Origin of the sequence: Streptomyces sp. YS415 (assembly GCF_023544665.1) — a bacterium.
Taxonomy (GTDB): Bacteria; Actinomycetota; Actinomycetes; order Streptomycetales; family Streptomycetaceae; genus Streptomyces.
In genome coordinates, this window is the sequence record NZ_JAMJFL010000014.1 from 101,161 (window position 1) to 126,145 (window position 24,985).

The following is a 24,985-nucleotide window of genomic DNA, read 5'->3' on the forward strand; positions in this document are numbered from 1 at the left end:
GGTGGCGGGTCAGATGATGCGAGACCCCCGCCCACCGGCACTGGGAGGGTCGGGAAGCGTACCGGGTGTATGCGCCAGTTGACGGAGCGTCACCCGGGCCCACGGGTACCACGAGTTCAGGAATGCGAGCACCGGTGCAGAAGACGCGGCCTCGTCGCTCAGGCAAGCAGAAGGTCTCCGCAGGGGGGCCGGAGCACACGCCCGACAGCACGGCAGGGACCGGCGCCACCTCGGCAGGCAAGGGCCGGCCCACCCACGTACGCAACCGGCTCTTCGTCGCCGTCGCCGTGGTCGCCGCCGCCATCGCAGCGGCCGGCGCCCCCTCGATTGTCACCGCCTCCGCGCAGGTGCACGACACCCAGGAGCTGGTGACCCTCTCCGAGCGCACCGAGGACGCCCTCGCCCTCGCGCACTCGCTCGCCGACGAACGCGACGAGGTCACCTCCTACGTCGCCGCCGGGCGCCCCAAGTCCAAGGCGCCCTCCGAGCAGCGCAGCGCCCGCGTGGACCGCCTCGTCGAGGAGTTGCGCGCGAACCCCGACACCCCCGCCTCCCTGCGGGCGGACCTGGACGACATCGCGGCCCTGCGCAGGGCGGCGCTCACCGGCAAGAGCACCGCCCTGGACACGCACAAGGCGTACTCCGCCTCCCTCGGCGAACTCCACCGGCTCGCCGAGCAGCTGGCCGAGGACCTGCCGCCCCGCGCCGGCTCCGGCGCCCACGCCCTCGCCGAGCTCGACACCGCCGTACAGCAGGCCGCCTCCACCCGCGGACTGCTGCTCGCGGCCCTCAGCGTCCCGCGCACCACCCAGACCGTCATCGACCCCGTCACCGGCCTGCCGAGCACGGTCAGCTCCTCCTCCGACGCCGACACCGAGCAGCGCGACGCGCTCACCGCGGCCGCCCAGGAGTCCCGGCTGCGCTCCGACGCGGCCCTCGCCGACTTCCGCGAGACGGCCCCGAAGGAATCGGTGGCGTCCTACGACTCCACGGTCACCGGACCGGAGGCCGAGGCCGCCGAGAAGTACCTCGCCTCCCTGACCGACCAGCCGACCCTCTCCGACGCCGAACTGCGCACCGGCGCGAAGAAGCTGGACGCCGCGCTCTCCGCCCGCGTCGAGATGATGCGCGGCGCCGAGTCCGCCCTGCACGACCGCCGCACCAAGGACCTCGCCCTCCTGCGTGACGACGACGTCACCGAGCTGGAGATCCGCGTCGCGATCCTCGGTTTCCTGGTGCTGCTCGCGATCGGCGTCGCCACCGGAATGGCCCGGGGCCTCACCCGCCCGCTGGCGGTGGTACGCCTGGGCTCCGCCCGGCTCGCGGGCGCCGAGGACCCGACGGCGGAGGAGCCGGTCCGGTTCACCGGCCGCAAGGACGAGTTCGCGCAGGTCGTCGACTCCGTCAACACCCTGCACGCGCAGGCGGTCGCCCTCCACGAGCGCATCGCCACCCTGGAGTCCGACCGCAAGCACCTGGTGGGCCAGCGCCAGAAGATGGCCGACGCCCGCGAGGAACTCCGCGCCGAACTCGCCGAGTCCTCCGCCCAGCTGGAGCGGCTGCGCACCAGCATCGGCTCGACCTTCGTGAACCTCGCGCTGCGCACCCTGGGCCTGGTGGAGCGCCAACTGGCGGTCATCGAGGGCCTGGAGGAGCGCGAGCAGGACCCGGACCGGCTGAGCACCCTCTTCAAGCTCGACCACTTCGCCACGGTGATGCGCCGCCACAGCGAGAACCTCCTGGTCCTCGCCGGCACGGAGCACGTCCAGCACAGCGCGGGCCCGGTCCCGCTGGTGGACGTGGTCCGGGCGGCGGTCAGCGAGATCGAGCGCTACGAACGCGTCCGCATCGCCGCGCTCCCGCCCCACGCCCATCTCGCGGGCTTCGCTGCGGACGACCTCTCGCACCTGCTCGCCGAACTGATGGAGAACGCCACCGCGTTCTCCCCGCCCGACATGCCCGTCGAGGTCTCCGGCTGGCTGCTGGAGAACGGCGAGGTGATGCTCTCCGTCCAGGACGAGGGCATCGGCATGACGGACGACCGCATGACCCGCCTCAACAGCCGCCTGGCCGACTTCGACCCCGAGGCCTCCTACGACCAGGAGGGCGAGGAGGGCCTGGGCCTCGGCCTCTACGTGGTGGCCCGCCTCGCCCACCGCCACGGAGTCCGGGTCCAGCTCCGGGAACAGAAGCAGGGCGGAGTGGCGGCGGTCGTCGTCCTGCCGAACGCGCTGCTGGCCCAGGCGGCCCCCACGGCGGTCCCGGCCCCGTCCGGCGTCCCGGCCCCCGGCGGCACCCAGAGCTTCTCCCTGCCCGGCGCCGACGCGGAGGCCAACTCCAACGTCCTGCACGGCCGCGCCTCCCAGGGCGACCGCCTGGTGGAGCTGGCCGAGCAGGCCGTACGCAGGTCGGAGGAGGCCCCGGCGAAGACCCAGCCGGAGACCCAGCCGGAGATCCCGGCAAAGACCCCGCCGGAGACCCCGGCAGAGACCACGATGGAGCTCCTGGCCCCCGTACCGCCGGAGCCGGAGCCCGTAATGCCGGCGCCCGCAAAGCCGGACCCCGCACCGGATCACGCACCGGACCCCGCCCCGGACGCACCCGCCCCCGCCACCGGCGAGGACCCCCCACGGGAAGCCGAGACGGAACACGGCCGTGCCGACGAGGAGGACCGGCTCACCGCGAAGGGGCTGCCCAAGCGCACCCCGAAGATCACCGCGCCCGCGGAACCGCCCCGTCGGCTCGGCACCTCCGTCGACGCGGACGCCCTGCGCAGGAGGCTGGGCGGGTTCCGCCAGGGGGCGGCGGCCGGCTACCGCGACGTGGAAGCCGAAATCGCGGAGACGGGCCGCAGGGGAACGCCCGTCAGCGCATCCGAAGAAGCCACGGGGGGCACTGTCGAGGAGGCAAGCAGTTGACCGCGCCCAGTACCTTCGGACTGAGCAGTGAGGCCCGCAACCTGCACTGGCTGCTGACGAACCTGGTCGAGGAGGTGCCGGGCATCGAGTCGGTCGCCGTGGTCTCCTCGGACGGCCTGCTCCTGCTGTCCTCCGACCCGGACCGCAACGAGCAGGCCAAGGCGAAGCGCACCCGCACCGGCCCCCGGGGCTCCGCGGCCGACCTCGCCACCATCGTCTCCGGCATCGGCAGCCTCACCATCGGCGCCGCCCGGCTCATGGAGTTCGGCGGGGTGAAGCACACCATGGTCGCCATGGACGAGGGCAGCCTCTTCGTGATGTCGATCAGCGACGGCTCGCTGCTCGGGGTGCACGGCTCCGCGGAGTGCGACATGAGCGTGGTCGCGTACCACATGGCCCTGTTCGTCGGCCGTGCCGGCCACGTCCTGACGCCCGAACTCCGCAGCGAGCTACGAAAATCCCTGGAAGCCGAGTCGACCGGGAGTCCCCGATGAGCAGCAGCGCGCCGAAGAAGCTCCCCGTCCGCGGCGGCGACCGCAAGCCCGCCCGCGTGCGCCCCTACTCGCTCACCGGCGGCCGTACCCGCTTCGGACACGTCCTCCTCGTGGAGACGTTCGTCGCGAGCACCGCTGCGCTCGAAGCGGCGCCGGAGCGCCGGGAGCTGACGAATGGTTCCCTCAACACCCGGGTCATGCCGGAGATGCGGGCCATCGTCGAACTGTGCCGCCGTATGCGCACGGTGGCCGAGATCGCCGCGCTGCTCAAGATGCCGCTCGGCGTGGTCCGCGTGCTCCTGAGCGATCTCGCGGACCAGGGAAAGATCCGTGTGTACGGCACCGGAACCGGTCACGGCACCGGCCGTCCGGACCGCGCTCTGCTCGAAAGGGTGCTGAGTGGACTCCGTCGTCTTTGAAGACACCGATGAGGACCTGAGGTCCTGGCAGACGGACCGCACCCGCGCCCCCGTCGCCACGAAGATCGTCGTGGCGGGCGGGTTCGGCGTCGGCAAGACCACCCTGGTCACCGCGGTCTCGGAGATCACGCCGCTGCAGACCGAGGCGCTGATGACCGAGGCGAGCGAGGAGACCGACGACCTCACCGCCACGCCGGAGAAGCTGACCACCACCGTGGCCATGGACTTCGGCCGCCTCACGCTCGACGACGACCTGGTGCTCTACCTGTTCGGCACGCCGGGCCAGCAGCGGTTCTGGTTCATGTGGGACGACCTGGTGCGCGGCGCGATCGGCGCGGTCGTGATGGCCGACACCCGCCGCCTGAAGGACTGCTTCCCGGCGCTGGACTACTTCGAGAGCTGCGGGCTGCCGTACGTCGTCGCGGTCAACCACTTCGACGGCAGCGAGCGGTTCGAGCCGGAGGACGTGCGGGAGGCACTGACGATCCCCGCGCACATACCTGTCATGATCATGGATGCGCGGCGCCGGATCTCGGTGATCGAGACCCTCCTGGCCCTGGTGGGCCACGCGCTGGACGAAACCCCCGAGTAGGAGAACTGCCCCGCATGCGGAAGATACTCGTCGTCGGAGCCGGCCAGTCCGGTCTCCAGCTCGCCCTCGGACTGCAGTCGAACGGGTACGAGGTCACTCTCATGTCCAACCGGACCGCGGACGAGATCCGCACCGGCCGGGTCATGTCGACGCAGTGCATGTTCCACACGGCCCTCCAGCACGAGCGCGATCTCCAGCTGAACTTCTGGGAGTCCCAGGCCCCGAAGATCGAGGGACTCGGCGTCTCGGTGGCCGCACCGGGCTCCTGGGCCGAGGGCCCCGCGGCCCGCGCCATTGACTGGCTGGGCCGGCTCGACGGGTACGCCCAGTCCGTCGACCAGCGCGTGAAGATGGCCGGCTGGATGGAGACCTTCGCCCAGCGCGGCGGCCAGCTGGTCATCCACGGCGCGGCGGTCGGCGACCTCGACTACTTCTCCCGTACGTACGACCTGGTGCTGGTGTCGGCCGGCAAGGGCGAGCTGGTCTCCATGTTCGCCCGGGACCCGGAGCGCTCCCCGTACAGCGAGCCGCAGCGCGCCCTCGCGGTGGCCTACGTGCACGGCCTCGGCCCGCGCCCCGAGCACCCGGAGACGGACGCGGTCCGCTGCAACCTCGTGCCCGGCGTCGGCGAGCTGTTCATCATGCCGACGTTCACCACCTCCGGCCGCGCCGACATCCTGTTCTGGGAGGGCATACCCGGCGGCCCGCTGGACGTCTTCAAGGGCGTCAAGGACCCGGCGGAGCACCTCTCCCTGACCCTGGAACTCATGGAGAAGTACACGCCGTGGGAGTACGCGCGGGCGACGAAGGTCGAACTCACCGACGCGGGCGGCACGCTGGCCGGACGCTACGCGCCCACCGTCCGCAACCCGATCGGCCGGCTGCCCGGCGGCGGCCTGGTCCTCGGCGTCGCCGACGTGGTCGTCGCCAACGACCCGATCACCGGACAGGGCTCCAACTCCGCGTCCAAGTGCGCGGCCGCGTACCTGGCGTCCATCCTCGAGCACGGTGACAAGCCGTTCGACGAGGAGTGGATGCAGGCCACCTTCGACCGCTACTGGGCGACCGCGCAGCACGTCACCAAGTGGACCAACGCGATGCTGGCCCCGCCGCCGGAGCACATCCTGAACCTGATCGGCGCGGCCGGGCAGCTGCAGCCCGCGGCGGACCGTTTCGCCAACGCGTTCAACGACCCGGCCGACTTCGAGAACTTCTTCTACGAGCCGGACAAGACCGAGGCGTACCTGGCGTCCCTGGCCTGATTCAGCCGGGACGCACCGCGCCGAGGACCGGGTGGGCGGCCATCGGGGAGACCTTGATCTTCTCGCCCGTCCTCGGCGCCTCGATCACCTTGCCCTTGCCCAGGTACAGGGCGACATGCGTGGCGTCGCGGTGGTAGATCACCAGGTCGCCGGGGCGCAGCTCCTTCAGCGGCACCCTCGGCAGCCGCGCCCACTGCTCCTGGCTGGTGCGCGGGATCGGGGTGCCGGCGTGGTCCCAGGCCCGGGAGGTGAGCCCGGAGCAGTCGAACGTCCGCGGGCCCTCCGCGCCCCACTGGTACGGCTTCCCCAGCTGCCGCAACGCGTAGCGCACCGCCCGGTCGCCCGCCCGCGACGGCTTCCGCTCGCTGCTGAGCGCCCCGGACGTCACCAGGGTCCGCTGGGCCTTGTCGATGCCCTTGTTCTCCAGCGCGGCGACCTGCGAGAGCTGCGCGGGGGTGAGGGAGACCAGCAGCTCCTCGACCTCCTTCAGCCGCCCCTCGACCGCGTCCCGGGCCTTCTTCTGCCGCTCGGCGAGGGCGAGCTGCCTGTCGAGCGCGGTGCGTGCGGTGCGCGCCAGCCCGTCGGCCTTGCGCTCGGTCCCGGTCAGCCGCCCCACCGTCTCGGCCCGCTCCCGCGCCAACTGCCCGATCACATGCCCCTGGTCGAGCGCGTGCTGCGGATCACGGGCGAGCAGCAGCCGTACGTAGGAGGAGATCTCGGTGCTGTCCTGGTACTGCTGCCGTGCCAGCCGCCCCGCCGCGCCCCGGCTGTCGTGCAGGGAGAGGCGGGCCCGGGCGAGTTCCCCGTCCAGGCGCCTGACCTCGGCGCGCTGTTTCCTGAGCTTCTCCTCGGTGGCGTTGTAGGTCTCGGTGGCCCGCTCGGCGTCCCGGTACAGCCGCTGAAGGTCGGTCAGCAGCCGGGAGACGGACCGCTCGCCGGGCTCGGGGACGGCCGTGGCGGGCGCCGGTGCGAGGACGGCACCGGCCACCGTCGCCGCCGTGCACACCAGAAGCGGAAGCCTTCCTGACACGTCATCACCTCCGGTGCGGGGCAGCCCTTCTGCCCCGCACCGCGAGCATCCGGCGGACGCTCGTGGTGCGCGCGCCGGGTGTGCGCGGTTCGGCGCAACCGGGTCACCCGTGCGCGTCGTCCGGCTTGCCGCCCGGCGTGGCGTCTGGCTTCGACCAGGGCCACTTCAGCCGGCTCTCCACCCGCCCCTCGGGGTCGTACGCATACTTCCAGCGCCGGGTGAGCCCGACGGGCCGGCCCTCGACGCGCGGCACGCGACGGTAGATCAGCACGGTGGGCGGGCCGCCGCCGGCGTCCGGGACGGGGATGCGGTACGTCTTGGGCGGGTGCCCGGTGATCCCCAGCAGCACGGGGAGCACCCGCCCGTCCAGGGGACCGCCCTCGAAGGGGGTGTCTTCGCTTCTCACGGCACCAGTGTCAGCCATCCTCGGCGAGCGCCCGGACCAGCTCGGCGGTCTGGGGGTCGCGGGCGCCGGTCACGGAGAGCACGGCGACGAACTGGTCGACCAGCCAGTCGCGCATCTCGTCGAGGGGGATCTGCTTGTCCTCGTCCAGCCACAGCAGCGAGGCCGCCTCGACGGCGGTGATCCACACCTTGACGGTCATCCGGAGCCGGAGGCCGGGCGCGGTGACCTGAAGATGGCTGAGGATGTGCTGCGCGGCGGCCCGGCGCACGCCGTCGACGATCGCGGTGGTCCGTGAGGTCTCGACGACGCTGCCGCCCTGGAGCAGCGCGCTGAAACCGGCGTCGTGCTGGTCGACGAAGGCCAGATACCGGTCGAGCGCCCGTCCGAGCCGGGACAGCAGCGGGCCCTCACGGGGCTCGTCGAAGCACTGCTCGAGCTCCTCGGCGGCGGACCGCAGGGCGGCCTCGTACAGCTGCTGCTTGCCGCCGGGGAAGTACCGGTACACCAGCGGCCGCGACACCCCGGCGGCCTCCGCCACGTCGTCGAGCGAGACCTCTTCGGGCGCCCGGTGGGCGAAGAGCGACAGAGCGGCGGTGAGCAACTGACTGCGCCGCTCCTCGACACTGAGACGTCGATAGGCGGGAGTGGGTGCCGAGGGCCTCATGACGTGCAGCGTAACCGCAACCCCCACCCCCGCCCGCCGGCCAACCACAAACCACAGCCACCGCGCCCCGGCTGCCCCGGGCATCTGCCTGTACGGCCCCCTGGCCCGGCCGCCCGGGCATCTGGGGTGTACGGCCACCCCGACCCGGCCGGCCGGGCATTCGCGGTGTGGCGGCCCGCCTTCGCCCGTCCGCGTCCGGTCCGTCAGCCGTGGTGCACGGCTGGTCCGGCCCGGCAGCGCGGCGTGCGGTCATCCCCGCGGGGCCACGCGTGGGTCGGCTGCTGCTCTGCGCCGCACATGCCGGGGCGGGCATCGGTGGTGGGCGGCCGGCCCCGGCGGGGCGGGCAGCTGCGGTGTGGCGGGCTGCCCCGCCTGTCCGCGTCCGGTCCGTCAGCCCTGGTGTGCGGCCAGCCCGTCGCGGCTCCGCCTGGGCAAAGGCAGCCGCGCAGCCCGGCCGGGCGGGCAGCTGCGGCGTGCGGTCATCACCCGCGCGAAGCCGCGCGGGGTCAGCAGCCGCGAAGCTGCAGCCGCCCCGCCATGCCCCGCCCGGGACGGCACCCGCTCCGCGAAGCTGCCTTGCCCCCAGCCAGGCCCCGCCCGGGGCGGCAGCCATCCCGTGCAGCTGCCCCAACCTCCGGGGCCCTGCCCGGGACGCCAGCCGCCCGGTGCAGATGCCCCACCTCCGGCCAGGCCCCGCCCCAGGCAGCCGCCCCCGCCCCTCTACGCCAGCAGTCCCGACGACTTCCACAGGCGGCGGCCGACGCCGCGGAGTACTCCGATGTCGTCCAGGAAGTCCGTCAGCCGCTTCGAGCCGGTCTGCATGACCTCCCGCCGGTGCCCGCTGGCCCGCACCTGGGCCATGGCCTCCCGCTTGTCCAGGCCCACGTTCGTGTAGACGTCGGGGTTCACGAACGCCACCGAGAACACCCGGGCGAACTCCCCGGAGGTGACCCGGGTGAACTCCTGCGACCACCTCGGCGCCGTCAGCATCTGCCGCCGCAGCTCCTCACGGGCGTAGCGGACATGGCGGGCCTCCTCCACCACGTGGATCCGCGTAACGCCCCGCACCAGCGGCTGCACCCGCTCGTCCGGGAACGTCAGCCGCTGCATCCAGTCCAGGACCTCCTCGCCGAGCAGCGTCGCCGTGAAGGAACCCGGAGTCGTGGAGATGGTCTTGAACAGCCGGCCCAGGTTCTGGTGCACCCGGCTCACCGGGTACCAGGGCGTCTCCCCGCGCGAGATGAGCCGCGCGAACATCTTCGAGTGCCGGCACTCGTCCTCGATCTCGGTGAGCGCGTACCGCACATGCGCGCTCGTCGCGGCCTTGTCGTAGATGTGCCGCACCAGCAGCTGCATGAGGATCAGCTCGAACCAGATGCCGAGGGAGGCCAGCGCCGCCGACTCGTGCTGCGAGAGCAGGATCCGCTGCTCCTCGCTCATCCGCTTCCACATCGGGGTGTCGTACAGCGACACCAGCTCCGGCGGCCAGAACCACTTGCCCTCCTCGAAGGGCGCGTCCCAGTCCAGCTCCTTGTCGGGATCGAAGGAGTGCTTCGCGGAGGAGTCGAGCAGCCGTTCGGCCACCTGCTCCCGGTCCTTCAGCAGGCCCAGCGCGTCGCGCAGGCCCTCGAGCGCGTCGGCTTCCGTGAGGGTCGTCATCGTTCTCCCAATCAGTTACCCGGGGTCACATCCTCCGTAGTCTTATGAGACTGCCTGTCAGCAAGCCCGTCAATCCCTTGCGCGCGACTTGTTGACCCCGCGTCTACCGAGCGGGAGTCTGCGAGACATGCCGACATACGACCTGTACGCCAACAACCCGGGAGAACCCCTCTGGGAGGTGCCGGCGTCCGGCGCGGCCCGCTTCGCCTGGGAGTACGACGACGGCCGCGACCGTCTGCTCGCCCTGTATCAGAAGGGCAAGGACAAGCAGTGGGACGGGCAGCGGCGCATCGACTGGGACCTGGAGGTCGACCCCTACGACCCCCTCGGCACCCCCGACGAGGCGCTGTCCCTCTACGGCACCCGGCACTGGGCCAAGTTCACGGACGCCGACAAGGGGGAGTTGCGCAGGCACTACGCCTCCTGGCAGTTCAGCCAGTTCCTGCACGGCGAACAGGGCGCGATGGTGTGCGCCGCCCGCATCGTGGAGTCGGTGCCCGATCTGGACGCCAAGTTCTACTCGGCGACCCAGACCATGGACGAGGCCCGGCACGCGGAGATCTACGGCCGTTTCCTGCACGAGAAGGTCGGGATGCTGTACCCGATCGACGACAACCTCCAGGCGCTGCTCGGCGACACCCTGCGCGACCGCCGCTGGGACATGCCCTACCTCGGCATGCAGGTGCTCATCGAGGGCCTCGCGCTCGCCGCGTTCGGCATGATCCGCGACACCACGGACAAGCCCCTGCCGAAGCAGATCCTCGCCTACGTCATGCAGGACGAGGCCCGCCACGTGGCCTTCGGCCGGATGGCCCTGCGCGACTACTACCGGCAGCTCACCGACGCCGAACGGCGCGAGCGCGAGGAGTTCGTCATCGAGGGCTGCTACCTGATGCGCGACCGGCTGCGGGGCGTGGAGGTGCTGGAGAACTTCGGCATCCCGAAGGCCGAGGCGGAGGAGTACAGCGAACAGTCCGAATTCCTGGCCCTCTTCCGCCGGTTGCTGTTCTCCCGCATCGTCCCCTGCGTCAAGGACATCGGCCTGTGGGGCAAACGCCTCCAGCAGGCCTACGTCGACATGGGCGTCCTGGAAATGGGCGACTCCAGCCTCGACCTGCTGATGGCGCAGGACGAGGAGATCGCCGAGAAGCTGGACGCGGAGCGCTTCGCGGCGGAGGAGCGGGAGCGGGTGGCGGAGGTGGGGGAGGCGATCGAGGAGGGCCGCGGCTAGATCAGGGCCACCATGGCCTCCTCGGCCTTCTCGAACCTCCCCCACCGCCTCAAGGGCGTGGGGGGACCCCCACCCGGCGGCGGGCCGGCATCTCGTGGTGGCGGCCCTGGTACATGTACGCCGTCAGCGCGTCGGCGTCCCGCCACACCGGCATGTTGATGATCAGCCACTCGTCCCCGAGGACGGCGATCTCCGTCGCGTCACCGGATTCGCCCTGGAGGCGCCGGACGACCCCGTCCGCCGCGTCGGCGTCGGCGTTCACCGGGTCCAGAGCGTCGACGCAGTCCTTCAACTGCGGTGAGTCCAGCGGGAACTTGAGGCGGGCGACGTTGACCTCGGCGAGTTGGTGCGCGGCCGTCGACTCAGTCATGGGCGTCATGAACCGAACGTCAGGTCGGGCGCCCGAGCCACGGAACCCCCCGTCTCACCCAGCGAGCACCGCCTGCATCACCGCCCGCGCGATCGGCGCCGCGTCCCCGCCCCCGCTGATCTCCCCGCGGTCCGCGTCCGCGTCCTCCACCACCACCGCGACCGCCACCCGGGGATCCAGGTCCCGCGCCCCCTGTGCCCACGACACGAACCACGCGTACGGCGTACCGGCGTTGCCGATCCCGTGCTGCGCGGTGCCGGTCTTGCCGCCGACGGTCGCCCCCGGGATCGCCGCGTTCGCACCCGTGCCCTTGCGCACCACGTCCGTCATCAGCTTCCGCAGCTGCTGCGCGGTCGCCGGATGCATCGCCTGCCGCACCGGCCGGGACCCGGCGGTCGTCAGGGTCGCCCCGCCCGCCCTCGTCGTCCGCTCCACCAGGTACGGCTCTCGCACCTGCCCCCCGTTCGCGACCGCCGCCGCGACCATCGCCATCTGCAGGGGTGTCGCCCGCGTGTTGTACTGCCCGATCGCCGACAGCGCGAGCTGCGCCCGGTCCACCGAGGTGTCGAAGGTGCTCGGCGCCACCGAGTACGGGATCCGCAGCCCGGTGTCGTTGAAGCCGAAGGCCGCCGCGGTGGCCGCCAGGTCGGTCACCCCCACCCGCACCCCGAGCCGCGCGAACACCGTGTTGCACGACCACACGAAGGCGGCCCGCAAGGACGCGTTCCTGCACCCCTTCAACTCGTTCGTCAGGCTCGTGGTGGTGCCGGGCAGGGTGTACGGGTCGGGGGAGTCGGTCCGTTCGCCGACATCGGTGACCACCTCCGCGTCCAGCGCCGCCGCCGCGGTCACCACCTTGAAGGTCGACCCCGGCGGATACGTCTGCCGTACCGCCCGGTTGAGCATCGGCTTGTCCGGGTCCTCGTTCAGCCCGACCCAGGACCGGGCCACGGCGGGACCGTTGCCGGACAGCGCCTCCGGGTTGTAGGAGGGGGCCGACACCAGCGCCAGGATGCGGCCCGTCGACGGCTCGATCGCGGCCACCGCGCCCTTGCGCCCGGCGAGCCCGTCGTAGGCCGCCCGCTGTGCCGCCGCGCTGAGCGTGGTCACCACGTCCCCGCCCGGGTTCCGGGCCCGGGTCAGGTCGTTCAGCAGCGGGAACGGCGCCAGCATCGGGTCCGCCCCGGACAGCACCCCGTCCTCGGTGTGCTCCAGGAACGACGTGCCGTACACCTGCGAGGCGAAGCCGGTCACCGGCGCGTACAGGGGGCCGTCCCGGTAGGTGCGTTCGTAGCGGAGCTGTTCGCCGGTGTCCTTGGAGCCGGTGACCGGACGGCCGCCGACCAGGATGTCGCCGCGCGGCTTGCCGTACCGGGCGATGGTCTCCCGCCGGTTGGCGGAGTTGTCTTCGTAGACGCCGGCCCCGAACACCTGGATGCGGGCGGCGTTGACCAGCAGCGCGGCCAGCAGCAGGGCGCAGAAGACGGCCGCGAGCCGGATGTGCCGGGTCACGGCGTCCCCTCCGTGCCGTCGTAGGTCCGTCGCGCCGAGTCGCTCAGCCGGACCAGCAGTGCCACGATCGCCCAGTTGGTGACCACCGACGAGCCGCCCTGTGCCAGGAACGGCATCGCCATGCCGGTCAGCGGGATCAGCCCGCCCACTCCGCCGGCGATCACGAACACCTGGAGGGCCACGATGGAGGCCAGGCCCACCGCGAGCAGCCGGCCGAAGGGGTCGCGCAGCGCGAGCCCGGTCCGGTAACCGCGCTCCACCAGGAGGCCGTAGAGCAGAAAGATCGCGGACAGTCCGGCCAGGCCCAGCTCCTCGCCCGCGGTGGCCAGGATGAAGTCCGACTTGACGGCGAACCCGATCAGCACGGAGTGCCCGAGCCCGAGTCCGGTGCCGGTGATGCCGCCCGCCGCGAAGGCGAACAGCGACTGGGAGAGCTGGTTGGGGCCCCGGCCCGCCTCGATCGACGCGAACGGGTGCAGCCAGTCCTCGACCCTGCTGTGCACATGCGGCTCCAGCCACCCCACGGCCACCGCACCCAGCGCCGCCAGCAGCAGCCCCACGGCGATCCACCCGGTGCGCCCGGTGGCGACGTACAGCAGGACCACGAACAGGCCGAAGAACAACAGCGAGGTGCCGAGGTCCCGTTCGAGGACCAGGACGCCCACGCTCACCAGCCAGACCGCCACGATCGGCCCGAGCACCCGCCCGGTCGGCAGCTGCACCCGCCACACCCGGCGGCCCGCGTACGCCAGCGCCCCCCGGTTCGCGGCCAGGTACGCGGCGAAGAACACCGCCAGCAGCACCTTCGCGAACTCACCCGGCTGGATGGAGAATCCGGCGACCCGCACCCAGATCCGGGCGCCGTTCACGGCGGGGAACAGGATCGGCAGGATCAGCAGCCCGAGAGCGGCGGCCACGCAGACGTACGCGTAGCGCTGCAGGACCCGGTGGTCGCGCAGCAGCACCACGATCACGATGAAGAAGGCGACGCCCAGGGTGGACCACACGAGTTGGGCGGGCGCCGCCCGGTCGCCCGGGGTCTCCAGGTCGAGCCGGTAGATCAGCACCAGGCCGAGCCCGTTGAGCAGCACGCCGATCGGCAGCAGCAGCGGGTCCGCGTACGGCGCCCGGAACCGCACGGCCAGGTGGGCGACGAGCGCCAGCACACCGAGCCCGGCGCCGTAGCCGACGGCGCCGGGCGGGACGGTGCCGTGGCGGGCGAGGCCGACAGCGCAGTAGCCGTACACGGAGAGCAGGACGGCCACGACGATGAGGGAGAGTTCGATGCCACGGCGCCGGGGGAGGCGGACGGCGGGAGCGGGTGCGTCCGCTCGCGCCACGGTGGTTCCGGCCTTGCTCATGTCCGGAACTTACCCAAATAGGGCGGCTTGTGTACCTTGCGGCTCAGCACCAGCGTGGCGCGGGCCCGATGTTGTCGATGTACCGGGCGGATCCCCAGGCCCACGTGCCGTCGGGGAGGAGGTACCAGAGCGGGTTGCCCTGGATGTTCTGCCCGGCCGTCTTGCAGAAGATCTTCACGATCTGCCCGCGGTGCACGCTCCGGATGACCTGGCTCCCCCGGTTGGGCGCGGCGCGCAGCAGCAGGGTGTCGGCGGTCACGACCCCCTTGTACAGCCGGGAGTTGTGGTTCTGGTGATGCCCGCCCCAGTCGTCCCCGGCGACGGCGGGCGTGACGGTGGCCGCGGCGGCGAGCGCGCCGACGGCGGCGGTTATGGCGAGGCGGGAGCGGAGCGACATGGGGTGTACCTCCTGGAGAGGGGGCAAAACCTGACTAATCGCCACGCTAGGGGTGTGACACGCCGGTCGCCTCTCCGCATGGGCCATCCGGAGCGCCCCGCGGCTGCGCGGTGAACCGCGCGTTCACGCCCCACCGGTCGGCAGGGACAGCGTGGCCAGGGCCCCGCCCTCCTGCGCATTCGCGAAAGTGAGCCGCGCCCCGAGAACCTCGGCCTGCCCCAGCGCGATGGTCAGCCCCAGCCCGTGCCCCTTCGCGCCACCCTCCGTACGGAACCTCTGCGGCCCGTGCTCCAGCAGGTACTCCGGATAGCCGTCGCCGTGATCCCGGACCGTCACCCGGGGCCCGTCCACCGTCACGGACACCGGCCCCCGCCCATGGCGATGCGCGTTGGCCACCAGGTTCCCCAGCACCCGCTCCAGCCGCCGCCGGTCCGTCTCCACGGTGGCGTCCCGCAGCACGACCACCTCCGTGCGGCCCCCCGACGCCCGCACCACCCGCTCGGCCAGCGCCCCGAGCCGCTCGGTGTCCACATCGAGCCGCTCCCGCCCGGTGTCCAGGCGGGAGATCTCCAGCAGATCCTCGGTGAGCGTCCGCAGTGCCGCCACCCGGTCCCGCACCAACTCCGTGGGCCGCCCCGGGGGCAGCAGCTCCGCCGCCGCGTGCAGCCCCGTGAGCGGCGTCCGCAGCTCGTGTGCGACATCCGCGGTGAACCGCTGCTCGGCCTGCAGCTTCCCCTGCAGCGACCCCGCCATGGAGTCCAGCGCCGAGGCGACCGCGGCCACCTCGTCCTGCGGACGGGAGGGATCCTTCGTCCGGGGATCGTCCACGCGCGCGTCCAGATCGCCGCCGCTGATCCGCCGGGCCACCTGGGCGGTGGTGTGCAGCCGCCGCGTCACCCGGGTCACCGCGAGCGCGCCCACCAGCAGCGTCGCCCCGATCGCCAGTGCCGAGGACCACAGGATCGCCCGGTCCAGGCCGTCGATCGTGCGGGCCTGCTGGGAGTAGTCGACCTGCACGGCCAGCGCCTGCCCGCCGTCGGCCGGCCCCGCCGCCCACATGGTCGGCCGGCCCTCGTGGTCCGCGACCATCGTGCCCCGCTCCCCGCCGACCGCCAGCTCCCGCAGCGCCCCGGGCAGTCCCGGGGGATCGACGCCCGCGCCCGGCATCAGCCGGTCCCCGGCCTCGAACGCCGTCGTCGCGTCGGTCAGCCGGGACAGTGCCTCGGTGCGGGCCCGGCCGACGGTCTGGTTGGTCACCGAGACATGCACGAGCACCCCGAGCAGCGCGGTCAGCGCGCAGCACATCACGGTGATGAACACGGCGGCCTTGGTGGCGAGCGTCCCGGCCCAGCGGGGCAGCGAGAGCCTCATCGGCCGCTCGCGGACGGCGAGACGGAGGGCTTCGGCGAGGGCTTGCGCCCGCCCGTGCGCAGCATCTCGTCGTGGGTCAGCAGCATCGCGTTGGCCTGCGCGTCCCAGGTCCACTGGAGCCGGTACTCGTACCCCGCCACCTCCGAGGGCGCGCGGACGATCACGGAGCGCCCGGCCAGCTCGACCGCGCTCACGGCGTCGTCGTAGGACATGACCCGGACCAGCCGGTGCCGCTGGACGGTGTAGACGCGGACGGCGGTCAGCCGGTCCGGCAGCAGTTGGAAGCCGAGCGTGAGGTCCTCGCGCCCGTCGCCGCTGAGGTCGCGGTAGTACGGGGTGAGGACGGGGCAGCGGGCGCCCGCGCCGCCCGTGCCGCAGTCGGCCATCCGGCGGGCCGTCTCGCGGTACGGCGCCTCGGCGCCCGCGTAGTCGTCGGGGTGGGCGACGATCTCGGCGCGGACCACCGCGACCGGGTCCACCCGGCGGATGTCGTCGCCGGGCACCTCGACACCCTTCATGACCTCGGTGGTCACCTCGCCGATCTCGTAGGCGGGGCTGGCGGCGGGCGTCAGCTCCGGCCAGAGCCGGGCCGGGCTGACCGCGGTCGGGGTGGCGCCCGCGCCCTGGAGTCCGCCGGCGTCCCCGCAGCCCGCGGCGGTCGCCAGCAGCACGGCGACGGCGGCGGTCGTACGGACACGGCTGCGGGGCACGGTGCTCCTGTGGTTCGGAGGTGAGCGGTGGCCCCGTACACCTTATGTGGAGTGAAGTCCCTTTTGCCCGCCCGGAGGAGGGCCGGAACGATCACTCCGTGAGCTCCTCCAGCAGCCGGGCGGTGGAGAGACCGGCGCGCAGGTACTCGACGAAGAGGTCATTGTGCAGGGCCCAGGGCGAGCGCCGGGACCGTATCAGCCGGATCGCCTCCTCGGTGGAGTGCCCCCGCCTGATCAGCGTCTGCGCGACGACCAGACCCGAGCGGTTGTACCCGTGGTAGCAGCGCACCAGGACCGACCGGCCCGCGTCGAGGGCCTCACCGGCGGCCTGCGCCAGCCGGATCACGCCCGCGAGCTGCGTCCCGTCCAGCGGCCCGTCCGGGATGGGCCACACCTGGTGCTCCACACCGTCGTCGGGCCCGTGTCCCGGCAGGCGCAGCAGCGTCTGTACGAGGTCGAACTCGTCCCGCACGACGACGAACCGCAACTGTCCCGGCTCCGCCCGGACCTCGTGACCGCCCATCCACAGCCCGGGCACGATCTCGTCCCACGGGGTGTCCGGAGCGGGAACGTCGGGTTGATTCCCGCGGGTACGCAATGGGCGCCTCCCCCAACTTTCCCGGCCAACTCCTCTCAAAGGTAACCGGGTTCTTGCCTCCGGGCACCCCGCCTGTTCCCATGGTCAAAGGGGTGATGGTGCATGAGCGCACTGCGGGTCGTGCCGTCCTGGCGCCACGGTCAGGAACGGCTCTACGTCTGCCGCACGGACGGCAGGAACATCGCGTGGTACGACCGTGAGACCGCCAGGGTCAACCTGCTCAGCGACGAGCGCCGGGAGGACGTCCTGGAAGTCCTCGGCCCGTTCCTCACCGGCCCGGTGACGGTGGGACCGCCGCCGGTCCCGACCCCGGCCGAGCTGGCCCGTCTCACCCTCCACCCGGACGACGACCTGGCGCCCAACCGCCCCGGCGAGGCGCTGCTGATCGCCCTGGACCGAGACCCCGGCCCGTCCCGCCGCCTCCGCACCGACCCCAGGCGCCGCGCGCTCACCGCCGAACAGACGGTGGGGGAGGCCCTGGACCGCCTGGACGGCGCCGGCTGGCACACCCTGCACTCGATCCCGCTGCCCGGCGGAGCACGGATCCATCACCTGGCGATCGGCCCGGCGGGACTGTTCGCGGTCCACACCCTGTACGCCCGCAAGCAGCGGATCAGGGTCGCCGACCCCCATCTCACCGTCGGCCGCCGCGAGCCGGAACCCCTGCTGCGCCGCGTCCGGGACGGCGCCGGCCGCGCCTCGTACGCGCTGACCGCCGAGGTCCACCCCGTTCTGGCCCTGGCAGGCCCGGCGGACGTCTCGGTCACCGGCCCGCTGCGCGAGGTCCGCATCCTCCAGGACACCAACCTCGGCGAGCTGACCCGCCGGGGCGGAGTCCTCAAACCGGCGGACGTGGAGGCCCTGCACGCGATGGCACGGGACCGGAACACCTGGGCCCAGGTCTGAGCCCCCGGGGACCGGGAGCTAGCGGACCGGCTTGAAGTAGTGCGCGAGCGTGAACCGGCCGATCTGCCGTCCGATCCGGTTGCCGACCTCGTCCGCCGTGCGGAAGTGAATGCCCTCCCACACCCGTGCGTCGATCACGTCCCGGTTGAAGTCGGCCGAGTCCCGGTACGCACGCGTCGTGCCCGTCACCGACGAGTGCACCCGCAGATCGATGTCCCCACCGGTCAGCCGGTCCAGTACGGCCATCACGGCCCCGCTGCTGGCGCAGTGCCCCCCGATGTAGTCGGGGTACGGCGGTGTGTGGGCCAGCGGCAGCCACGCCGGATCGGCCTCGGTGGCCGGGTTCCCGTCCGTGTCCGCGAGCCGGATCGCGCTGACCGGCCGCCACAGCGCGTAGGTCAGCTTGGCGTTCCAGGTGGTGATCGTGGCGTCCGTGGTGGCGGTGTTCACCGCCGCGAACAGCCGGGCCGCCTCGACGATGTCCATGCCGCGCCGTGTGACGCGCTCCCGGTACGCGGACTGCAACTGCTGCGGCAGCGAGTCCGTGAAGAACAGCGCCGTCTCCGTCTGCTCGGCCGTCCGCTCGCTGCTCTTCGCCGCGCCCATCGCCTTCACCTCGGCGAAGTCCCGGGCGTACCGCTCCGAGGTCAGCTCGGGCGGCGGGCCGGGCATGAACCGGTCCGGCGAGTCCAGCAGCATCGGCCGCAGCCGCGCCATCCACGGGTTGGCGAAGGGCCGGTTCCCGGGCGGCGCGGGCCGCCAGATGCCGGGCGCCGGGGCCCGGTCGTACGTCACCGTCGCGTCCCGCCCGTCGCCCTCGCGCAGCTCGACGAGGTGCTCGGCGGCCCGCTCCCCGAAGGCGACGCCCTCGTCCGCGGCCCTGCCGTCGGGGATCTTCGCCAGCGAGGCGGAGTAGGCAGCGTCGATCCGCGCCCGGGAGCCCGGGAAGTACGTCAGCAGCACCCGGCGGGCGGCAGCGGCGGCGGCCGCCTCGGACGAGGCGTGACGGGGGCCGCGTACGTCCCACTTGTACGGGGTGTAGCGGCCCTCGATGCCGACGACCGCGTTGTACATGGCCGCCGAGACGAAGCCGTACCAGATGAACGGCTCGGCCGTGGGCTTGCGGGCGTCCACGCTGACCACCTCCACGGCGGTCCGGTTCCAGTCGGTGATCACCTCGGCGTCCGGGGTGGTCCCGGAGGCGGGGGAGAGGGGGGAGACGGGTGGCACGGGGGAGACGGGGAGAGCGGCGCCGAGGGTGAGGGCGGAGAGGCCGACGATGAGGGCGCGTCGGAGGTACATGCGGCTCCTTTGGTGGGGTGGGGAAGGAGTGCTGCGGTGCGGATTGGGGGTCAGTTCTGCGGCAGGGTGCCTGCCCGGTCCTGGGAGAGGAGTGGGGCCAGCAGGTCGCCGTAGTCCTGGATGCGGGGGGCGAGATCCGGTGCCGTGAAGGCGAGTTGCGTGGGGGTGCGGCACTCCTCGACCTCCGCCCAGGTGACCGGCGCGGACACCCAGGGTTCGGGGCGGGCACGCAGGGTGTAGGGGCTGGCCGTGGTCTTGCGGGCGGCGTTCTGGCTCCAGTCGACGAAGACCTTCCCGGGGCGCAGGCTGCGGGTCATCCGGTGCAGGACCAGCCGGGGCATGGTCTTCTCGGCCTCCACCGCGAGCGCCTTGGCGTACTCCGACACCTGGTCGGAGGAGGAACCCCGGACCGCGGCCAGCAGATGCAGCCCCTTCGACCCGGAGGTCTTCGCGTACGCCTCGATCCCGTCCTGCGCCAGCCGCTCGCGCAGCCACAGGGCGACCTCGCAGCACTCCACGATCGTCGCGGGGGTGCCGGGATCCAGGTCGAAGACCAGCCGGTCGGCGGCGCCGGGCGCCCCGGCGACCCACTGATGGGTGTGGAACTCGGCGACCAGGTTCGCCGCCCACATCAGACTCGGCAGGTCCTGGACGAGCACCATCCGGGCCGGCCCCTCCGACCGGGGGACCTCGGCGGTGGTGACCCACTCGGGTGTACCCGGCGGCACGTTCTTGGTGAAGAAGACCTGTCCGTCCGGCCCGTCCGGGTAACGCAGGAAGGAGACCGGCCGGTCACGCAGATGGGGCAGCAGTACGTCGGCGATGGTGGCGTAGTAGTGCAGCACCTCGCCCTTGGTGAAGCCGGTCGCCGGGTACAGCACCTTCTCCAGGTTGCTGAGCGCGAGCCGTCGCCCCTCCACCTCTGTGATCGGCGTCATACGATGAGACTCCCACGGAAATGGGATGAATGGATTTGTAACACCACATACCCGACGAAAGGGTGCTGCACGTGAGATCCATATGGAACGGCGCCATCTCGTTCGGTCTGGTCAGCATCCCGATCAAGGTGGTCAACGCGACCGAGAGCCATGCGATCTCCTTCCGCCAGATCCATACGGAGGACGGCGGGCGCATCCGGTACCGGAAGTTCTGCGAACTGGAGGACCGCGAGGTCACCCAGTCGGAGATCGGCAAGGGGTACGAGGACGCGGACGGCTCGATCGTGCCGATCACCGACGAGGACCTGGCGCAGTTGCCGATCCCGACGGCGAAGACGATCGAGATCGTGGCCTTCGTCCCTGAGGACCGCATCGACCCGCTCCAGATGGACGCGGCGTACTACCTGGCGGCCAGCGGCGCCCCGGCGGCGAAGCCGTACACCCTGCTCCGCGAGGCGCTCAAGCGCAGCAACAAGGTTGCCATCGCCAAGTTCGCCCTCCGCGGCCGGGAACGCCTGGGCATGCTCCGGGTGGTGGGCGAGGCCATCGCGATGCACGGCCTGCTGTGGCCGGACGAGGTACGCGCCCCCGAAGGCGTGGCGCCGGACGTCGACGTGACGGTCCGCGACAAGGAACTGGACCTGGCGGACGCCCTGATGGACACCCTGGGGGAGGTGGACCTGGAGGACCTCCACGACGAGTACCGCGAGGCGGTGGAGGAGGTCATCGCGGCCAAGGCGGCCGGTGAGGCCCCCCGCGAGGCTCCGGAACCGGCGACGGGCGGCAAGGTCCTGGACCTGATGGCGGCCCTGGAGAACAGCGTCCGCGCGGCGAAGGAGTCGCGGGGCGAGGAGCCGGCGGAGGTCACGCACCTCCCGCAGCGCAAGACGTCCCGCTCCACGCCGAAGCAGGCGACGGGCAAGAAGTCGACGTCCGAGGCGAAGAAGACGGCGGCGAAGAAGACCGCCTCGTCCTCGGCGAAGAAGTCGACGTCCACGACGAAGAAGAGCGCGTCCTCGGCGAAGAGCACGGCGGCGAAGAAGACGGCCTCGGCGGGCAAGAGCACGGCCAAGAAGACGGCGGCGAAGAAGACGACGGCACGCAAGCGCTCGGCGTGACCGGATGACGGCCCTACCCGACCCGGCCCACTGTCCTCACCTCATCCTCCGCAACGCCAACGCCGCGTTGTGCCGCCGAACCCGAACGAGTTGCTGAGTACCAGATTCCCCCGCGAGGGCAGCACCCGCGGCGCCCCCCGGACCACATCCAGCCCGATCGCCTCGTCGGCCTCCCCGCTGCCGACGTCGGCGGCACCACCCCGTGATGCAGCGTCAGCACGGCGGCGACGGCCTCCACCCCGCCCGCGGCGGCCCCCAGCCGAGCAGTTGGTCCTGGTCCACCCCGCCGCACGACGTCTTCCATACGTGCTTCCCAGCGACCCACACCACCGAGGGGTCCGGCCGTGCACAGCCTGGCGATCATCGAGGCGCCGTCGGTACTCGGGCTGCGCCCGGGCGGTGTGGCACACCTGTCGACGGCGCTCCTACGGGCGGGACTGGTGGAGGACTTCGACGTGGCCCGTTCGGTCCGACTGGACCCACCGCCCTTCGACCCGAGCCGGGACCCGGAGACGGGCGTCCGCAACGCCCCGGCCATCGCGCGCTATTCGGCCGAACTGGCCGACGCCGTCGAAGCCGCCCTCGACCAGAATCTCTTCCCGCTCGTCCTCGGCGGGGACTGCACGATCCTCCTGGGCAACCTGCTGGCCCTGCGCCGCCGCGGCCGGCACGGCCTGCTGTTCCTGGACGGCCACACCGACTTCTACCAGCCGTCCGCGGAACCGAACGGCGAGGCGGCCTCCATGGAACTGGCCCTGGCGACCGGCCGTGGCCCCGCGGTCCTCACGGATCTCGAAGGCCGCGGCCCCCTGCTCCGGGACGAGGACGTGGTCGCCTTCGCCTACCGGGACGAACCCGAATCGACGGAGGCGGGGATGCAACCGCTGCCTCCCGCCCTGCACGCGATGGACCTGAACCAAGTCCGCGCCATGGGCATCGAAGCGGCCACGAGCCAGGCGCTGGCGCACCTGTCCACCCCGTTCTGGACCCACCTGGACGCCGACGTCCTGCACGACACCGTCATGCCGGCCGTCGACTACCGCACCCCCGACGGCCTGACCTGGCCGGAACTGGACCACGTCCTGACCGCAGCCCTCACCGACCCCCGCTGCCGCGGCCTGGACATCACCATCTTCAACCCCCACCTGGACCCGACAGGCACCATCACCACCCGCTTCGCGAGCAGCCTCCACGGCGCCCTGTCCGCAATCACAGCCCACCGCTGACGACGGTGTCGCCGGTGCCGAAGGGGTTGTCGATGACATACCGCCAACGGCCGTCCGGACCCCGCCGGGCGATGTCGGTCGCCGTGCCCTCGACGTGCACAGCACGCTCGGCGAACACCGCGGGCACCTCTTCGGGCCGATCGGCCAAGGCTCGCATGATCGACAGACGTCCTTCCGGGCCGGGAGAATCGACGTGCCCCACACGTCAGGAGGCGACCTCGTGACTCACCGAACGGTTGGCCACCCGGCAGGACTCCCCGACGACCCGCACGCGAACGCGTGCTGTCCGACCGCTTGGCACAGCTCGACGAGGCCGGAGTCGTCCACCGCGACCGCCGACCGGGCCGGCCCCCACGAGTCCGCTACACACTCATCCCGAAGGGCCACCGCCTCGGCCCCGTCCTCCAGGCACTGTGGGACTGGGGAGCGGAGACGGCGGCCCGAGACGACTAGGCGGGGAGCGGCCGCGAGACGAGCCCTGCTCACTGACCGGCTTCAGCCGACCGGCCCCGGCTGCGTCGGCAGGAGGCCGGCTTCCGGCCTGGGCGATGCTCCCCGGCCGCTGACTTCGGTGCGCTGGACCGCACGTCGCCAGAGCAGTCCCAGGGAGCGGTAGAAGCGGTCCGGCAGGAAGACCGCGTCGGCGACGATCATCGCGGCGGAGAAGAGCGGCAGGCCCAGGAGCACCGCGATACCAACGTGCATGGTCAGCATCATGACAAGGACGGGATACTTGAGCCTGCCGAAGAGGACGAAGGGGAAGGCGACCTGCAGCAGGACCGTCAGGTAGCACGCGGCGGTGAGCAGGACCTGGTGCTCGTCGACCATGTCGGACAGCGCGGGCCAGGGCTGGAACAGGTGGAGGTTCAGGGCGTAGTGGAGGGCGGTCCCATTGCCCCACGTACCGCCTTGCACCTTGTACAGGCCCGCCGAGCCGTAGAGGAAGCAGACCTGCGCGGCGATGACGAACATCCCGCAGTTGTGCAGGACCGTGACCACGCTCAATCGGGCGTCTCGGAGATGGCGCCGGGACGCGCCCCCGGTCGTCAGGGGAAGGCGTGCCTCAGGCCCTGTGGCTGAACGCAGTCGGGCCCTGCGGGCGTCGAGGGACCAGCGTCGGCCGCAGGCGGTGAACCCGAGATAGACGGCCATGAGGAGAATGAGATTGTCCCCGCCGTCCGTCATGAAGATCGCCCTGGCGTGGAATGACGCCACCACGACGGCGAACAGCACGGACACCACTCTGGTCCGCCAGCCCAGCATGAACAACGCGGACGTGACGACGGCCACCGCGTAGCAGAGCTCGAAGTACGCGCGGCTGTCGGACAGGGTGAGAAGGCTCGCCCATCCCGTCTGGTCGAACAGTTGTCGCGCCAGCGCGGGAGTCCACGGGGAACCAGGGCCCCAGATCTGGTCACGGTGCGGGAACTCTCGCAGCAGAAAGACGAGGTAGAGCAGGCCATAGCCGATGCGCAGTACTGCCGCCGCGTACAGGGAGACCGGCCGCTCGAGCAGGAGGGTGAAGAACGCGGCGACGCGGTCGAGCGTTCGCTGCGTCGCGTTGCGTGTTCCTGCTTGCTCGGTGGTGCACCTCGACGGCGTGGGCGCCGTGGTCCGGGTCGGCTCAGTCGGTGCCATGTGGGGCCACCTTCCACCAGGGCAGGTAACGGGTGTCTACGGGGGTCGGCGTGGTCTTGGCCGGACGGTTGCCCTCTGCCGGGCCGGAAGGGCCGACGGGCAGCGTGACGACCCGCAGTTGGATGGAGTCGAAGGAGCCGCCGCCCTGGTCGGCGACGCGCTCCGCCGCGATGTTGCGGAGATACTGACGGATCATCACGGCCCGCTCCGAACGGGGCTGGTCGTCGCCGCCGAGCGTTTCGAGGTAGGAGCTCCAGGCCCGGCGCAGCATGTTCTGCGTCGTATGGCTCGGGAAGGGGTTGTGTCTGGTCGCGGCGTTGTCCACACCGCTCAGATCGAACCAGTCGCTCACCTGCACGGTGCCGTTCGTATCGGTCCTCATGGTCCGCACCGAGATCTGCCGGTTGACCGACTCCGGATCCGGGGCGAAGAGCCGCCAATTCTGCTCGAACACGGGAAAGACCCATGCCTTGATCTGTTTGCTGTACAGCTGCGAGATGGCGTTCGCAGGCGCCACATGGAGAAAGACCAGGACTACGTGAATGAGCGTGGCCGCGAGGCAGAGGACTACGGCGGATGCCGTGGCCGCCCGCAGCGAGCGACACGGTCCTCCCGACCCGCCATGAGAATCATCGAGAATACCGCTGCGGCCATTTTCGGCTTGGCCGGCGTCGGAGTGCTCCGACTTTTGCGCTTCCGCTTGATCGACACCGCTCAGCACGGCCCACCCGGCCTTCCCGTCCCGCTGTTCATTTCCGTTTCTTCCGCTTTCGCGCGTGGCGTGCGGTGAGGTCGAACGACCCTCACCGCACGCCACGCGTCTCACTCGCGCACGCAGGCGACCGGCTCTGCACTCAGCCCGC

Annotated in this window: 24 protein-coding genes and 3 pseudogenes; 10 read left to right on the forward strand and 17 right to left on the reverse strand. The window is 71.9% G+C overall.

The features are described 5' to 3' along the window. Nucleotides 1–134 precede the first annotated feature (134 nt). The 5 genes from M8H82_RS19815 to M8H82_RS19835 are packed head-to-tail and all read left to right on the forward strand — an operon-like array spanning nt 135 to nt 5,685. Nucleotides 135–2,918 (forward strand): nitrate- and nitrite sensing domain-containing protein, encoded by a 2,784-nt coding sequence (locus M8H82_RS19815; protein WP_250075914.1) that lies wholly within the window; start codon nt 135–137, stop codon nt 2,916–2,918. Beyond that, nucleotides 2,915–3,412 (forward strand): roadblock/LC7 domain-containing protein, encoded by a 498-nt coding sequence (locus M8H82_RS19820; RefSeq protein WP_250075916.1) that lies wholly within the window; start codon nt 2,915–2,917, stop codon nt 3,410–3,412. The genes M8H82_RS19815 and M8H82_RS19820 overlap by 4 nt, the downstream gene beginning before the upstream one ends. Further along, nucleotides 3,409–3,831: a DUF742 domain-containing protein gene (locus M8H82_RS19825; protein WP_250075918.1), complete on the forward strand. Its 423-nt coding sequence runs from the start codon at nt 3,409–3,411 to the stop codon at nt 3,829–3,831. The genes M8H82_RS19820 and M8H82_RS19825 overlap by 4 nt, the downstream gene beginning before the upstream one ends. After that, nucleotides 3,812–4,423: an ATP/GTP-binding protein gene (locus M8H82_RS19830; protein WP_250075919.1), complete on the forward strand. Its 612-nt coding sequence runs from the start codon at nt 3,812–3,814 to the stop codon at nt 4,421–4,423. The genes M8H82_RS19825 and M8H82_RS19830 overlap by 20 nt, the downstream gene beginning before the upstream one ends. Nucleotides 4,424–4,437: 14 nt before the next feature. Beyond that, entirely contained in the window at nt 4,438–5,685 is a 1,248-nt protein-coding gene (locus M8H82_RS19835) for a styrene monooxygenase/indole monooxygenase family protein (RefSeq protein ID WP_250075921.1), read from the forward strand. Between the two features lies 1 nt (nt 5,686). Here M8H82_RS19835 and M8H82_RS19840 read toward each other — a convergent pair whose 3' ends face one another. The 4 genes from M8H82_RS19840 to M8H82_RS19855 all read right to left on the reverse strand — a co-directional run bounded on the left by M8H82_RS19840 (nt 5,687) and on the right by M8H82_RS19855 (nt 9,444). Further along, nucleotides 5,687–6,715 (reverse strand): C40 family peptidase, encoded by a 1,029-nt coding sequence (locus M8H82_RS19840; protein ID WP_250075923.1) that lies wholly within the window; start codon nt 6,713–6,715, stop codon nt 5,687–5,689. Between the two features lie 103 nt (nt 6,716–6,818). Further along, nucleotides 6,819–7,121: a hypothetical protein gene (locus tag M8H82_RS19845; RefSeq protein WP_374211679.1), complete on the reverse strand. Its 303-nt coding sequence runs from the start codon at nt 7,119–7,121 to the stop codon at nt 6,819–6,821. 10 nt (nt 7,122–7,131) lie between these two features. After that, the gene (locus M8H82_RS19850; protein WP_250075927.1) at nt 7,132–7,785 is read right to left on the reverse strand and encodes a TetR/AcrR family transcriptional regulator; all 654 of its coding nucleotides are present in this window, start codon (nt 7,783–7,785) and stop codon (nt 7,132–7,134) included. A 720-nt stretch (nt 7,786–8,505) separates the two neighbouring features. Continuing rightward, a complete protein-coding gene (locus M8H82_RS19855) occupies nt 8,506–9,444 on the reverse strand; it encodes a diiron oxygenase (protein ID WP_250075928.1) in 939 nt (312 codons plus the stop codon). A gap of 127 nt (nt 9,445–9,571) precedes the next feature. Between M8H82_RS19855 and M8H82_RS19860 the strand changes: the two genes are divergently transcribed. Continuing rightward, nucleotides 9,572–10,675, forward strand: a complete 1,104-nt coding sequence (locus M8H82_RS19860) for a ferritin-like domain-containing protein (RefSeq protein ID WP_250075931.1) — start codon at nt 9,572–9,574, stop codon at nt 10,673–10,675. A 73-nt stretch (nt 10,676–10,748) separates the two neighbouring features. On the opposite strand, the pseudogene M8H82_RS19865 reads toward M8H82_RS19860, so the two are convergent. From M8H82_RS19865 to M8H82_RS19895, 7 genes and pseudogenes are all read right to left on the reverse strand, one after another. Then, nucleotides 10,749–11,045, reverse strand: a pseudogene (locus tag M8H82_RS19865) (DUF3291 domain-containing protein); the annotation flags it as partial. A gap of 54 nt (nt 11,046–11,099) precedes the next feature. Then, nucleotides 11,100–12,557, reverse strand: a complete 1,458-nt coding sequence (locus M8H82_RS19870; protein WP_250075933.1) for a penicillin-binding transpeptidase domain-containing protein — start codon at nt 12,555–12,557, stop codon at nt 11,100–11,102. Next, nucleotides 12,554–13,918 carry an FtsW/RodA/SpoVE family cell cycle protein gene (locus M8H82_RS19875; protein WP_250075935.1) on the reverse strand — a complete coding sequence of 455 codons (1,365 nt, stop codon included), beginning with the start codon at nt 13,916–13,918 and terminating at the stop codon, nt 12,554–12,556. Before M8H82_RS19875 ends, M8H82_RS19870 begins: the two co-directional genes overlap by 4 nt. A gap of 43 nt (nt 13,919–13,961) precedes the next feature. After that, a complete protein-coding gene (locus M8H82_RS19880) occupies nt 13,962–14,315 on the reverse strand; it encodes an SH3 domain-containing protein (protein WP_250075937.1) in 354 nt (117 codons plus the stop codon). A gap of 123 nt (nt 14,316–14,438) precedes the next feature. Continuing rightward, the gene (locus tag M8H82_RS19885; protein WP_250075938.1) at nt 14,439–15,686 is read right to left on the reverse strand and encodes an ATP-binding protein; all 1,248 of its coding nucleotides are present in this window, start codon (nt 15,684–15,686) and stop codon (nt 14,439–14,441) included. Continuing rightward, on the reverse strand, nt 15,683–16,396 hold the full coding sequence (locus tag M8H82_RS19890) for a hypothetical protein (RefSeq protein WP_250075940.1): 714 nt from the start codon (nt 16,394–16,396) through the stop codon (nt 15,683–15,685). The genes M8H82_RS19885 and M8H82_RS19890 overlap by 4 nt, the downstream gene beginning before the upstream one ends. 91 nt (nt 16,397–16,487) lie before the next feature. Continuing rightward, nucleotides 16,488–16,994, reverse strand: a complete 507-nt coding sequence (locus tag M8H82_RS19895) for a protein phosphatase (RefSeq protein WP_250075943.1) — start codon at nt 16,992–16,994, stop codon at nt 16,488–16,490. 102 nt (nt 16,995–17,096) lie between these two features. Here M8H82_RS19895 and M8H82_RS19900 point away from each other — a divergent pair, with 102 nt between their 5' ends. Then, entirely contained in the window at nt 17,097–17,900 is an 804-nt protein-coding gene (locus M8H82_RS19900) for a nuclease-related domain-containing protein (protein WP_250075945.1), read from the forward strand. A gap of 18 nt (nt 17,901–17,918) precedes the next feature. On the opposite strand, the gene M8H82_RS19905 is transcribed toward M8H82_RS19900, so the two are convergent. Both M8H82_RS19905 and ligD read right to left on the reverse strand, forming a co-directional pair. After that, nucleotides 17,919–19,202 carry a vanadium-dependent haloperoxidase gene (locus M8H82_RS19905; protein WP_250075947.1) on the reverse strand — a complete coding sequence of 428 codons (1,284 nt, stop codon included), beginning with the start codon at nt 19,200–19,202 and terminating at the stop codon, nt 17,919–17,921. A 50-nt stretch (nt 19,203–19,252) separates the two neighbouring features. Then, nucleotides 19,253–20,140 carry a non-homologous end-joining DNA ligase gene (gene ligD, locus M8H82_RS19910; RefSeq protein ID WP_250075949.1) on the reverse strand — a complete coding sequence of 296 codons (888 nt, stop codon included), beginning with the start codon at nt 20,138–20,140 and terminating at the stop codon, nt 19,253–19,255. A 62-nt stretch (nt 20,141–20,202) separates the two neighbouring features. On the opposite strand from ligD, the gene M8H82_RS19915 reads away from it, so the two are divergent. After that, entirely contained in the window at nt 20,203–21,258 is a 1,056-nt protein-coding gene (locus M8H82_RS19915; RefSeq protein WP_250075952.1) for a Ku protein, read from the forward strand. 36 nt (nt 21,259–21,294) lie between these two features. On the opposite strand, the pseudogene M8H82_RS19920 reads toward M8H82_RS19915, so the two are convergent. Continuing rightward, a pseudogene (locus M8H82_RS19920) lies at nt 21,295–21,517 on the reverse strand (3-oxoacyl-ACP synthase); the annotation flags it as partial. 85 nt (nt 21,518–21,602) lie between these two features. On the opposite strand from M8H82_RS19920, the gene M8H82_RS19925 reads away from it, so the two are divergent. Further along, entirely contained in the window at nt 21,603–22,484 is an 882-nt protein-coding gene (locus M8H82_RS19925; RefSeq protein ID WP_250075954.1) for an arginase family protein, read from the forward strand. Here M8H82_RS19925 and M8H82_RS19930 read toward each other — a convergent pair. After that, nucleotides 22,468–22,584, reverse strand: a pseudogene (locus tag M8H82_RS19930) (DUF4440 domain-containing protein); the annotation flags it as partial. The gene M8H82_RS19925 and the pseudogene M8H82_RS19930 overlap by 17 nt on opposite strands. A gap of 179 nt (nt 22,585–22,763) precedes the next feature. On the opposite strand from M8H82_RS19930, the gene M8H82_RS19935 reads away from it, so the two are divergent. Beyond that, the gene (locus M8H82_RS19935) at nt 22,764–22,937 is read left to right on the forward strand and encodes a winged helix-turn-helix transcriptional regulator (protein ID WP_374211680.1); all 174 of its coding nucleotides are present in this window, start codon (nt 22,764–22,766) and stop codon (nt 22,935–22,937) included. Between the two features lie 42 nt (nt 22,938–22,979). Here the strand turns inward: M8H82_RS19935 and M8H82_RS19940 are convergent, their stop codons facing one another. Continuing rightward, nucleotides 22,980–24,122 (reverse strand): HTTM domain-containing protein, encoded by a 1,143-nt coding sequence (locus M8H82_RS19940; RefSeq protein ID WP_250075958.1) that lies wholly within the window; start codon nt 24,120–24,122, stop codon nt 22,980–22,982. Next, nucleotides 24,109–24,843: a DUF5819 family protein gene (locus tag M8H82_RS19945; protein ID WP_250075959.1), complete on the reverse strand. Its 735-nt coding sequence runs from the start codon at nt 24,841–24,843 to the stop codon at nt 24,109–24,111. Before M8H82_RS19945 ends, M8H82_RS19940 begins: the two co-directional genes overlap by 14 nt. Nucleotides 24,844–24,985 lie beyond the last annotated feature (142 nt).